The organism is Luteolibacter yonseiensis (genome assembly GCF_016595465.1).
Lineage (GTDB): Bacteria > Verrucomicrobiota > Verrucomicrobiia > Verrucomicrobiales > Akkermansiaceae > Luteolibacter > Luteolibacter yonseiensis.
On the sequence record NZ_JAENIK010000006.1, the window covers coordinates 26,613 to 39,438 of the forward strand.

Genomic DNA, 12,826 nt, shown 5'->3' on the forward strand with positions numbered 1-12,826 from the left:
GGAAAAATTACGGTTTCGTGAGTTCGGCCTCGGTGAGCTGCGGCTTTCCGACCTCGCCACGGAGCGGGGTCACCTGCTCGACCGTCACGGCGGACGCCTTGTTGCCAAAGCTGTTGCGGATGTAGGTAAGCACATCGGCGATCTGTTTGTCACCCAGTCCGAGCGGGAACATCCCGGCGGGGAAGGTGTATTCCTTGCCAGCCACCGTGATCGGGCCGGTCAGGCCGCGCATCTGGATGAGCACCAGGTTGGAAACCGGTCCGGTCACCCACTCGGAACCGGCGAGCGGCGGTCCGGCCGGAGTCCCCTCGCCGTTCTGGCCGTGGCAGGCGCCGCAGATCATGTATTCGGCCTTGCCGGCCTCCATCTGCGCCGGGTCGATCGGTGTGTCCGCGGCGGCGGTCGCCTTGTCGATCGCCGAGGTGTCCACCTTCGGCGCGTCGGCGAGTTTCTTGGCGGTCTCGGAACCCGGGACGATCTGCCCCGGAACTTCCACGGCCACCGGCTTCGAGGCGGCGAGCTTCTGTGCCACGACCGGCACGGCGGCCTCGATGGCGGCGTCCGGCAGCGCGGCGGCCTGCGCCGCGTCGATCTTCGCCTTGGTGGCGTAGCGCGGTTTCGCGGCGGCGTCCTCAAGCGTCTCCGGCTCGGATCGGGCGAACAGCCAGATCACGGCCAGCAGCGCGGCGAAGATGAAAAAGGTGCCGATACCCCACCAGAAAGTGGTGAAGCGGACGATCGGATTGTCGCGGGATGGGTCCATGTGCGGGGAAAAAGGAAAAGTCAGTTGAAAACCTCAGTTGGAAACGTTCGCGGACTCGAGGATGCGGGGATCGCGGTTCGGGTAGAGCGAGTGCTGGCCGAGGGCGCGGATGAGGAAGAAGACGAAGGCGGCGCCGATGGTCACGAAGGCGAGGATGTCACCCCAGAACGCGCCGGGAATGGAAACCTGGATCTCGCCGAAGGTCTTCGGGTCGATGTTGCCGAGCGAGATGCCGCGCTCGGGGATCGTGATGAGGTAGTGGTCCAGCACGTGCATGCAGAGCGTGTAGACCGCCACGATGGAGAGCAGCTTCGGGTTCTTCTTCAGCCAGGCCTGGAGCAGCACCACGAACGGGATCACGAAGTGGCCGAAGACCAGCGCGATCATGCCGAGGTTCCAGTTGCCGGTGTTGCGGATCAGGAAGTAGGAGGTCTCCTCCGTGATGTTCGCATACCAGATGAGGAAGAACTGCGAGAAGGTCACGTAGGCCCAGAAGGTGGTGAAGGCGAACATCAGCTTGCCCATGATGTGGAAATGCTCCGGTCCGACGACGTGCTTCAGGTGGCCCTTGCTCTTCAGCCAGGTGCAGACGATCACGCCCACCGCCATCGAGTTCAGCGCGGCTCCGGCGAAGAGATAGACACCCCACATCGTGGAGAACCACTTGTAATCAAGACCCATCGCGAAGTCGAAGCCGGTGAAGGTGATCGTCAGGGCGAAGATAATGAGAGGATAGTTCGAGTGGTAGCGGGCCTTCAACAGTCTCCACGTGCCCGGATTCGGATCGGTGTCCTGCGCCACGGAAAGGCGGCGGTGGCCGATGATCACGGCGCTGAAGGCGATGAAGTAGAAGGCGACGCGGCCATACCAGAACGGCAGGTTCATGAACCAGTACTTGTTGTAGAGCAGGTGGTCCGCGTGGTGGAGGTGCTCCTTCACGTCGCCGGTGGCGGCGCGGTGGATGTTCATCCACTCATAGAGGTAATGCTGGATCTGCGGCAGCAGCAGCGGAAGCGAGAAAAGGAACAACCATGGGAACACCGAGCCGATGTTCTCGAAGGTCCGGCGCACCGAGACACCCCAGCTCGCGTTGGAGACGTTGTGCAGCAGCACCCAGAAGGTCGCGCCGATCGGGATGGTCAGGAAGATGTAGAACGCGAACTCCCAGGAGTAGGCGTAGGTCCCGCGGATCCATGGGCCGAACACCCCGGTGAAGATGAGGACGCTGACGATGGTTCCGACAAGGGCGATGATCCCTGCGATGGTTTTCACTTTCGATACCGAGGACGGATCGAGGTGATCGCCGTTGATCGCGATATCTGAGGATGTGACGTGGTGGTGGGCCATTTCGATAGGATCAGGAAAAAGTTAGTTAGCCTTGGCTGGGGTTTCCTTGGCGGTCTGCAGGGTGCGGACGTAGGCGATGATCGCCCAGCGGTCGCGGACCGGGATGTTGTAGCCGTAGGCGGCCATCATGCCCTTGCCGTTGGTGATGGTTTCGAACAGGCGGCCGTCCGGATACTTGTCGGCCTTGAAGTTGTCCAAGTGGAAATTCGCGATGCCGGGCACGCCATACTGGCTCGTCATGCCCTGGCCGTCTCCGGACTTGCCGTGGCAGACCGCGCAGTAGATGCCGAAGCGCTCCTTGCCGCGGTGGATCAGCGCCGCCGCGTTCTCCTCCGTCAGCTCCAGCTCCTCGGGCATGCCCGTGCCGAAGTAGTCGCCGACGTGGCCGGTGTAGTAGTAACCGGTCTGGCCGCCGAATTCGTATTCAGGAATGCCGCCGATCTCGCGCGCGCCTTCTTCATTGAAGCCGCGTGGCTGGGTCTGGGTGACCGGCAGGCGTCCGCCATGCCCGTCCGCGAAGAACGCGTCCGGCTTCTGCGCGCGGAGCTTGTCCTGCTCGTCCATGTCCGGGAAGATCCGGACCGGCGGCTTGCTGAAGTGCTGGCCCCGGAGCCCGAAGATTCCGACGACGAGCAACGCGATGAGCGCGTAGGTGAGGAAAAAGTAGCGCATCTGAAGTTATGAAATTTGAGAGTTGGGAGTTCGGTTTGTCCGTTCAGGCGTCCTCTTCTTCGACGAGTTCGATGTTGGCTCCGCCGATCGACGCGAGCAGGTCGCGGGTGCCGTCGGCGCTGAATTTGGGGTCGCGGGCCTCGATGGCGATGAAGAATCCATCATCCGTCGCGCGGTGGAACTGGCGGCTGGCGAAAAGCGGGTGGTTGAAGCGCGGCAGCTGCATCAGCGCCAGCAGGCCGAACAACACGGTGAAACCGGAGAAAAGGATCGTCAGCTCGAACATGATCGGGAAGAACGCCGGAACCGTGAAAACGTTGGTCGGCTTGGACTGCACCACCGTCGGGTAGATCACCACCTGCGTGGTGTAGGCCAGCGCGAACGCCGTCGCCGTGCCCGTCATGCCGCCGAAGAAGACGAACCATGGCAGGATCGAGCGCTTCATCCCCATCGCACCGTCGAGGCCGTGGATCGGATAAGGGGAATAGCAGTCCCATTTCTTGAATCCAGCGTCGCGGATCTTCTCCGCGCCCTTGTATAGGGCGGATGCGCTCTTGAACTCGGCCAGATAGCCATAGACGCGTTTGCGGGTGGTGCTCACTTTGAGAGAGTTGGGAGTTGGACGTTGAAAATTACTTGGTGGAGACGAGCTCCTTCTGATAGGCGGCCTCCTTGACCACGCCGTGGTCCGGGTGCTCTTCGTAGTCGTCGAAATGCGGGTCGGACTCCAGCAGCGTCCACTTCACTTCCGCGATGTTGATGCAGGGCAGGAAGCGCAGGAACATGAGGAACAGCGCGAGGAACAGACCGATGGTGCCGACGAAGGTCATCAGCTCCACGCCGGACGGCGAGTAGGTCTTCCAGTCGCCGGGAAGGAACATCCGGGCGAGCGTGGTGCAGATGATGACGAAGCGCTCGTACCACATCCCGACGTTCACGCACATCGCTACCACCATGATGACCCAGAGGTTCTCACGGCAGGCCTTGAACCAGAACACCTGTGGGGAAAGCACGTTCAGCGACATCATCGCCGCGTAGGCCCACCAGTATGGACCGGCGATCCGGAACTTGAAGGCGTCCATTTCGTAGATCGCGCCGGAGTAGAAGGCGACGAAGAGCTCCATCAGGTAGGCGTAGCCGACGATCGTGCCGGTCAGCAGGATGATCTTCGCCATGTTGTCGATGTGCTTCATCGTGATCACGTCGTGCAGGCCGTAGATGAAACGGGCCGGGACCATGATCGTGAGCACCATCGCGAAGCCACCGAAGATCGCACCCGCCACGAAGTAGGGAGGGAAGATGGTGGTGTGCCAGCCGGGGACGACCGAGGTCGCGAAGTCGAAGGAAACGACGGAGTGCACGGAAAGCACGAGCGGCGTGGAAAGCGCGGCGAGGAGGAGATACGCCATTTCATAGTGGCTCCACTGGCGGTTGCCGCCGCGCCAGCCGAGGGCGAAGATGCCGTAGAGGACCTTGCGCAGGCCGGGCTTGCAACGGTCGCGGATGGTCGCGAGGTCGGGAACCATGCCCAGGTACCAGAAGATCAGCGAGATGGTGAAATAGGTGGAAACCGCGAACACGTCCCACAGCAGCGGCGACTTGAAGTTCTGCCAGATTTCATTGGCGTTCGGCACCGGAGCGAGGAACCAGGCGAACCACACACGGCCGACGTGGAAGGCGGGGAAGATGCCCGCGCACATCACCGCGAAGATCGTCATCGCCTCCGCCGCGCGGTTGATGGACGTCCGCCAGTTCTGCCGGGTCAGGAACAGGACCGCGGAAATCAGCGTTCCGGCGTGGCCGATACCGATCCAGAACACGAAGTTCGTGATGTCGAAGCCCCAGAACACCCGGTTCGACATGCCCCACACACCGACACCGGTGGAAACGAGGTAGGTCAGGCCGCCGCCCACGCCGATCATGGCGATCAGCGCGGAGGGGATGAACAGCAGCCACCACAACAGCGGCTGGCGGTTCTCAAGAACGCCGCAGATGCGCTCGGTGATCCAATGATACGAACGACCGCTCAGGATGAGCTTTTCGCGCTCAAGCACCGGAAGTTTCACTCCGGTGTGGTTCTCAGTCGCGTGGTGGGAAGTGGAAGCCATGATTTGAATAGGAAGTTGGTAGAAGACTCAAGATTCAAGACTGCAAGACTCAAGAGAAGAGGTGTTCTTCCGATGGTTGGTTTTGCAGCATTTCATCTTTCTTGTTTCTTGTTTCTCAAAGTCTTGTGTCTTTATGCCATGTTGACGGTCGCCTTGCCGATGAATATCGCGTCCGGCATCTTCGGATTCGGGTTCTTCACGCGGGCCAGGTAGCTGGTGCGCGGGCGGGTGCCGATGTAGTTGAGAAGATCGTAGTTCCGCTCGATGTGCTTGCTGCGCACCATCACCGACTTGTCGCCGTCCAGCAGGTTTCCGAAGGTGATGGCACCGGCGGAGCATGCGTCCTGGCAGGCCACCTTCACGGAGTCCACTGGAATGCGGAGCGTGTTGACGCTGACGTTCATCTCGGTGGATGGCTTGCCGGCCACGAGAGCCTCCTGCTTCTGGCCGCGCTTCTGGCGGATGACGGAGTCCTTCAGGCGCTGCACGCAGTAGGTGCACTTTTCCATCACACCCCGCATCCGGACGGTGACGTTCGGGTTGCGCTGGAGGTGGGGCGCCTCGCCGACCTGCTTCTCGCCGAACGGCCCCTTGTAGAGGTTGTGGGAGATGAGCGGGTTGCGCTTGTTGTAATCGAAGTAGTTGAAACGGCGGGCCTTGTAAGGGCAGTTGTTCGCGCAATAGCGGGTGCCGATGCAGCGGTTGTAGGCCATCGCGTTCAGGCCGTCTTCCGTGTGGATGGTCGCGTTGACCGGACAGACGGTTTCGCAAGGAGCGGATTCGCACTGGACGCAGGCGACCGGCTGGGGAACGAGCGCCGGGTTGTCCTTCACCCACTCCGGAGTGTCCTGGAGCTTGCCGTTCACGTCGGTGTACTTGTCCTGCGTGGCGAAGTAGCGGTCCATGCGGATCCAGTGCATTTCGCGGCCGCGGGCGACCTGTTCCTTGCCGACGATCGGGATGTTGTTCTCCGCCTGGCAGGCGATGAGGCACGAGTTGCAACCGGTGCAGGAGGAAAGGTCGATCGACATGCCCCACTGGTGGAGCGGGTCGCTGAGCAGCGACTGCGGCTTGCCATCCTTGCCGGGGTGGAAGGTGGACGAGCTCTGCGGCTTGTAGAGGGAGATGTTGCTCGGGGCGTGCGAGTCGTTGCCCTGCTTGGCCACGTTCGCGAGCTGCGCGGAGAAGTCGCCCTTGTTCACGTCCTCCTGGGTGGAGATCTCACGGGCGAGCGCGCGGCCATACATGGCGCTGTGCTCCTGCGTGAGCGCCACCGAGTAACGCTTGCCGGTCTTGGAAACCTTCGCACCGGTGGCGAAGTAGGAAGTGGCGGCGGTCCGCAGCGGGTAGGCGTTGAAACCGGTGTTCGCGCCGACGTGGCCGACGTGGCCGACGTTTTTCGTGTCGCGGCCCAGTTCGTCGTCCGCGTTGTAGCCCTGGCCGTAGCCGAGCGGGATGACGATGGTGTTCTCCGCCTGGCCGAAGGAAATCAGCACCGCGATCTCCAGCGACTGGCCGTTGACCTCGATCCTGATGATCGGCTGCTTGCGGTTCTCGCCTTCGCCATCGGGTCCGACCTTGGCGAACTTGTTCATCGCCACACCGTCGATGCCGATCATCGAGCTGACCGGTTCCGGGGTGATGATGTCGTCGTAGATGCCCAGGGCCTTCGCGGTCTTCGGCGCGATGAGCGCGGCGTTGTCCCAGGTGATCTTGGAAATCGGATCGGGAGCTTCCTGCAACCAGCCGTTGTCGATCCAGCGGCCGTCGTAAACCGAGGAGTCCGTCGCGAAAATCACTTCGAGCGACTCGGCCTTCGGAGCGTCCGGGATGGACGGCGCGGAAACGTCCGCACGCAGGGTGGGAGTGGCGGCCGGGTAAACCGAATCCGCGAGGAAACCATCGCGCAGGAGTTTCTTCCAAGCGACATCCCCTTCCCCGCCAAGCGCGGCGAAGGTCGCACGGACGGCGGTGTAGGCGGGCGACGCGGCACCCTTCTCACCTTCACCGCTGAGCAGCTTGCCCTCGGCGGAAAGCAGCGCGAGCAGGATTTCCAACTCGGAAACACACTCCGGATAGAGCGGGAGAATCATCGGCTGGACCACGGTGTAGGTGCCGCGCGAGCTGCGGGCGTCCGACCAGGATTCCAGGTAGTGGGCGACCGGCACGTGCCAGGTGGAGGCGTGCGCCGTCGCATCCGTGCGGATGCCGAAGTGGATGCTGGTCTTCAGCTTCGCGAAAGACTCGGCGAACTTCAGGTCGGCCGGTGCGTCGTAGACCGGGTTTCCCGGGGTGAGCAGGATCAGCGTCTCCACCGCGCCGGAATCGATGTCGGACTTGAGCGAGGCCAGCGTGCCGAGGCCCTTGGTCTCGGTCTGAAGCGCGGCCAGCGGCTTTCCTTCGCCGATGTTGCCGAGGGCGGTGTTGATGGCGTAGGCCAGGATATGGAGGGCGAGCGGTTGGCGGGAACCGGCGACGACCAGCGACTTGCCGGCGTTCGCCTTGAGGTCTTCCGCGAGGGCGTTCACCCACTCGATCTGCTCGGACTCCTTCAGCTCCGGAGCGGAGGCGGTCACCGAGGTCTTCACCCCCAGCGCGCGGGCGATCTGCGCGGCGACGACGGTCACCTGGCTCGGCGAAACCCGCAGACGGTGGTCCGCCATGCCGCCGGTGAGGCTGAACGCGGCTTCCACGATGTAGAGGCGGTTCATTTTCGACGCGTCCGGCTTCGAATCGTAGTTCTTGCCTTCCGGCTTGCGGCGGTCGAAGAACGCGGCCACGGGGCCTTGGTTGTCCGTCTCGGCGAAGTCGCAGTCGAGGGAAAGGATGCGGTCGGCCTTCGAGAAATCGGCCACCAGCTTCACGCCGTCACCGATGGAGGACTCGCCGGAGAGCGCTTCGTATTGATAGAATTTCGCGGCGGAGAACTTCGCGGCCAGCTCCTTCGTCAGGCGGGCGCGGGTCGGGCTGTCGTCCGTGCCGAAGAGGAAGCCCACCTTGGCGGAGGCGTCCTTGGCCAGCGCGGCCACCACGGCGTCCAGATCGGCGCGCTTGGCGGCTTTTCCACCCTTCAGCACCCGCTTCGAGCGCGATGGGGAGTAGAGATCCAGCACCGAGGCCTGGGCGAAGGCGTCCGTGCCGTCGGCATCCGGATGCAGGTTGTTCGGAGCCACGCGGGTCGGACGGCCCTCATAGGTCGTCACCACCAGAGGCGTCGCGCCACCGGAGCGCGGCATCGAGGAAGCATAGTATGTCGCCTTGCCCGGAATGACCCACTCGGGAGCCTTGGTATAAGGGACGATGTAGCTCTCCGGGCGGCGGCACGCGGCCATGCCGAAGCCGGCCAGCGCGGTGGACGCACCCATCAGCTTCAGGAACGAACGGCGCGATGTCTCATCCACCTCGGGATTCGAAAGTTCGGCGGCCCCCTGCGGGAACTCGCGGTCCATCCACTGCCGGAACTCGGCGGTGTCTTCCAACTGGCCCGCACTGCGCCATGCGACCGTGTGATCGCCGGCTGGGGTTTCGGGGTGATGCCAAATGCGCTTGCTCATGTTAGACTGCGGAAATTGTGAATTTGGAAAATCGGACGGACGGACGGATCAATGGTGGCAGGTCGCGCAACTGGTCTTCGGGTTGACCTTGAATTGCTCCTTCAGTTTCAAACCGAGATCCTCGGTGGTCTTCACCCCCTGCTGTGCGAGGTGCGGATTGTTCTTCAGGTAGGTCTCCGCGTCGTAGGAGAAGTTGAAGACCTCCTCAAGCGGACGCAGGTGCTTCTCCGGCGCGCGGTGGCACTCCAGACAGAAGCCCATCGAAAGGCTCTCCGCCTGGTAGACGACCTCCATCTTGTTGATGTCGCCGTGGCAGCTCTGGCAGGAAATGCCGCGGTTCACGTGCGCGGAGTGGTTGAAATAGACATAGTCCGGGGCCTTGTGCACCCGCACCCACTCGATCGGCTTGCCATCGTAGCCGGCGTAGGTGGAATCCATCGAGCGATGCAGCGGCGCGAGCTTCGGGCTGTCGCGCTGGACGTGCTGGTGACAGTTCCAGCAGGTGTTCCCCGTCGGCACGTTCGAGTGCCCCGCCACATCCACGAACGAGTGGCAGTAACGGCAGTCCAGGCCGATCTGGTCGACGTGGATCTTGTGCGAGAACGGAATCGGCTGCGACGGCTGGTAGCCGACGACAGACGTTTTCGGAGTCGCGTAATAAGCGAATGCAAGTGCCACGCCCGCCGCCGCGGTCCCCGCGCAGACAGCGATTTTGAGAGGCAGTAGATTGGACCAGCGAGGAAAAATATTTGCCATGAGGAGGGCGTTGCAGTGCTCAGAGATTGGAGCTTGTGAAATTTTTCACAAGCCGGAACCCGGAGAATTCAGAATTGGTCCGGGCGGCGGGAGGATGCAAAGCTACACCCCCCTTGCAAAGCGAAAAAAGAATTTGCCGCAGATTTTGTAATCGGCCTGCGGAACAGATTCATTTCCATCACCTGACGTCATGAATTCGACCAATTCATCCCCTTCGCCTGCCGCCACTTGCGATAAGCGGCGGATTGTTCCCTCTTGGTAAGCGCGCGCCGCGAGGCATCCTCATTCAGAAACGCCTCGAACGCCCCGCCCGGCGAGATTTCCACCCCCGTCCCGTCCTGCTCCCCGGACGCGGCTCCAGCCCCGGCTCCAGCCCCTACGCCCGATCCAGCTCCAGCCCCGGATCCCCCCTCGAAATCCCCGTTCCTCAACGAAAGTCGATTTTCAATCCGCACCAACCTCTTGAAAACCTGAAAAATCAACCCCAGCACCATCAACAAAAGCCCCGCGCAGAAGAACAGCAGGATTAAAACAACACTCGAAGCCCCCGGATCAGTCATGCCCCCACCCTCCGACATCCCACCCCCCTTGAGAAGCCCAATCCTCTCCCCCTCCCGCCATTCCAGGAACGAGCATTCGAACAGGGACTTTGCTGCCACCCTTTCCCACCGCCCTCCTAGGAAGCAAAGACGAATGGAAGAGAAACGAATTGGCAGGGAGCCATGCCGACTGCCAAGTCACGGAGCCATAGCGAGTGCCAAAAGTCGTTGCCGAAACAACGCACCGATGATCCTCCGGAACGCTGTCCGGAGTTCAAGCTTCAGCTTGCTCTTCCGAATGGCAATCCGGACCTCGTGAAGGAGCGGAGGTCCGTGAACATGCTGTGGCTCGTGAAAGAGCCGGAGTCTGGTGACGGAGTCTGGTCACGGAGTCTGGTGAAAGAGCAAGCTGAAGCTTGAACTCCGGACACCGCTAAGGACCATCAACACCCACCCCTCAACTTCTTCTCCACCCCTCGTCCTCTCCTCGATCATCGATCACACTCACCCCTCATCGGTCCTCTTCTCTTTCCATCAACCATCAACTCTCAACCCTCAACTTCTTCCCCCCCAAAAAAAATCAGGCACGGATCGCTTGCGACCCGTGCCCGGAATTTCACATTACCCCCCAATTATATCCCGGCTGGCACCACCAAAGCGTTATGACCGACTTCCCCCCGGAGTTCGATCCGGCATATGGCAATGTTTCACCGGAACAGGATATGTTGAGAAACACTTCGTATCTTCAGGCGGACCGATCGTGTTTCGTAAGGACACCATGCGGCCGGCCATCCCCAATTGAAAGACCCAACCGGCCCCTAATCCGGCCACTTGTCCTCAAAAACGGCCATAACCCTTGACGGCAGCCCGTTAGGACTCCTTCGGCCCGCCCTTCCACTTGCCCCATGGCTTCTTCTCCTTGTAGGTCGATGCCGGGAGCTCGTCATTGAACTCCGACCGCTGGCCGATCCCCCGTAGCAACCCGCTGATTTCCTTGACCTCATGCAGCAGCTCCAGGGTCTTTTCCATCGACAGCCCCGGTTGCTTCAACTGTGCCTTCACCGCCGCGTCCCGCCGCTGCAGCACCGTCCCGGAAAGCAGCGCCAGCGCCTGCTCCGCCGCCTGCATCCCATCCAGCGTCACCCCCTCCAGCGAGGACGTCTCGTGCGCCAGCGAGAGCCGGTCCGCCTCCGGCAGCGTCGCCAGAAAACCATTCACCGCCGCGTGCGACGCCGGATCCGGCGCGGCCCCCAGGATCGCCTCCAGCAACGGAATGCCCTCCACCCAGCGGTTCGCCTCGTGCAGGGTCTCGAACTGCTCGCACAGGAACCGCTGCGCCTGCCCCGACGAAAGCGCCAGGTGGCACAAAAACGCCACGATTCGGTGCAGCGGCGTCGGCACCGCCGGTGGCGACACCTCGTCCGCCGCCAGCTTCTCCGCGAAATTCTTCTTCGGATTCGCCTTCGCCTTCGCGATCTCATCCCGCAACACCACCGAAGAGGTCTGCAAATGCGTGGCCACGATGTTGATCTGGTTCTCCCGCGCCGCGAAATCCGACATCAGCGCGAGCATCTCCACACACTCCCCCAGCGCCACCGCCCGCTCCGCCGCCGAATCGAACCGCCCCGTCGCCTTGCCCCGCTCCAGCTTGAAATCGAAAAACTCCTTCGCATTCGCCAGCAGTTGCCGGAACGCGTCCGCGCCCTGCGATTTCAAATAACTGTCCGGATCATCCCCCGCCGGCATCTCCACCACCCGCACCCCCAGCCCCTCCGGAGCCAGTTGCCGGTAAGCCTTCTCCACCGCCTCCAGACCCGCCCTGTCCGCGTCGAAGCACAGCAGCACGTTGCTCGTATAACGCTTCAGGATCCGCGCGTGATCCGCCGTGCACGCCGTGCCGGACGTCGCGATCGCCTGCGTGATCCCGGACTCATGGCAGCAGATCGCGTCCAGTTGGCCCTCGCACAGCAGCGCCGCCTTCTCGTTCAGGATCGACTTCTTCGCCCGGTCCAGCGCGAAAAACACCCGGCTCTTCTTGTAAATCGCCGTCTCCGGGGAATTGATGTACTTCCCGCTGTTCTTGTTTTCCCGCAACTGCCTCGCCGTGAAAGCAATCACATCGCCGATCTCATTGCGGATCGGGAACATCAGCCGGTCCTGGAACCTCACGAAAAGGCCCGACTTCGGATTGTTGTCCTCCTTCAGCTTCACGATCCCCGAATCCACCAGCTCCCGCCCGCTGAATTTCCGCGCCCGCGCCCAGTCCAGGAACATCCGCGGATTGTCCGGCATCCACCCCAGCGCCCAGCGATCCGCCATCTCCCGGCCGAATCCGCGCGACTTCAGGTAATCCCGCGCATGCCCCGCCGCCGCGTTTTTCATCAGCAGCTCGTGGAAAAACGCCGTCGCCTCGCGATGGATGTCCATCAGCCGCCCGCGCGACTTCCGCGAGGCATCCGCCTTGGGATCCGACGCCTCCTCGATGATCACCACCCCCGCCTTCAGCGCCAGCTTCCGCACCGCGTCCGTGAAAGGAAGATTCTCATACTCCCGCACGAACGAAATCGCATCCCCCCCCTTCCCGCAGCCGAAACAATGGAACCGCTGCGAAGAAGGCGTGATGTAGAACGAAGGCGTCTTCTCATGGTGGAAAGGACAATTCGCCCGGAACTGCGACCCCGCCCGCTTCACCTCGATGTACGAGCTGATGAGATCGACGATATCCGTCGACTCCAACACCTTCTCCACACTCTCTTTCGGAATCTGCGCCACAGGACTTGCTTGCGCCCCAGACTAAGCCCCACCCGCCCGCCACAGGAAACCAAATAAGGAGGACGGAGATAAAATCCCGTCCGAAGCCCCGCAGAGCTCAAAGGAGAAGCGATACGCGATCGCCCGCACCGCCCGCGCCGCACCGTCCAAATCCCCCCCTCCCGCCGAACCGCCCGCAACCAACACCTCCCGTCGCCCCCACACCAAGGAGGGGCGATCTCCGAATCGCCCCGCCCATGGTCCGCCAATGAATCGCGCCCAAGCTCCTCCCGAACCACTTCCAAGCGCCTCCCGAACCACCCCCAATCTCCCCCC

At 62.2% G+C, this 12,826-nt stretch carries 8 protein-coding genes; all 8 read right to left on the bottom strand.

Annotation, left to right across the window (positions count from 1 at the left end; genetic code table 11):
• Positions 1-7 precede the first annotated feature (7 nt).
• Positions 8-763 carry a c-type cytochrome gene (locus JIN84_RS06300; protein ID WP_200350184.1) on the bottom strand — a complete coding sequence of 252 codons (756 nt, stop codon included), beginning with the start codon at positions 761-763 and terminating at the stop codon, positions 8-10.
• A gap of 33 nt (positions 764-796) precedes the next feature.
• Positions 797-2,110: a hypothetical protein gene (locus JIN84_RS06305; RefSeq protein ID WP_200350185.1), complete on the bottom strand. Its 1,314-nt coding sequence runs from the start codon at positions 2,108-2,110 to the stop codon at positions 797-799.
• 21 nt (positions 2,111-2,131) lie between these two features.
• Positions 2,132-2,782: a c-type cytochrome gene (locus tag JIN84_RS06310; RefSeq protein ID WP_200350186.1), complete on the bottom strand. Its 651-nt coding sequence runs from the start codon at positions 2,780-2,782 to the stop codon at positions 2,132-2,134.
• Between the two features lie 43 nt (positions 2,783-2,825).
• A complete protein-coding gene (locus JIN84_RS06315) occupies positions 2,826-3,383 on the bottom strand; it encodes a DUF3341 domain-containing protein (RefSeq protein ID WP_200350187.1) in 558 nt (185 codons plus the stop codon).
• Between the two features lie 31 nt (positions 3,384-3,414).
• On the bottom strand, positions 3,415-4,890 hold the full coding sequence (gene nrfD, locus JIN84_RS06320) for an NrfD/PsrC family molybdoenzyme membrane anchor subunit (RefSeq protein ID WP_200350188.1): 1,476 nt from the start codon (positions 4,888-4,890) through the stop codon (positions 3,415-3,417).
• Between the two features lie 131 nt (positions 4,891-5,021).
• Positions 5,022-8,444 carry a TAT-variant-translocated molybdopterin oxidoreductase gene (locus JIN84_RS06325; RefSeq protein WP_200350189.1) on the bottom strand — a complete coding sequence of 1,141 codons (3,423 nt, stop codon included), beginning with the start codon at positions 8,442-8,444 and terminating at the stop codon, positions 5,022-5,024.
• Positions 8,445-8,492: 48 nt separating this feature from the next.
• Complete coding sequence (locus tag JIN84_RS06330; protein WP_200350190.1) at positions 8,493-9,200, bottom strand: cytochrome c3 family protein; 708 nt, start codon at positions 9,198-9,200, stop codon at positions 8,493-8,495.
• 1,409 nt (positions 9,201-10,609) lie between these two features.
• The gene (gene dnaG / locus JIN84_RS06335; protein WP_325099567.1) at positions 10,610-12,511 is read right to left on the bottom strand and encodes a DNA primase; all 1,902 of its coding nucleotides are present in this window, start codon (positions 12,509-12,511) and stop codon (positions 10,610-10,612) included.
• Between the last annotated feature and the right edge of the window lie 315 nt (positions 12,512-12,826).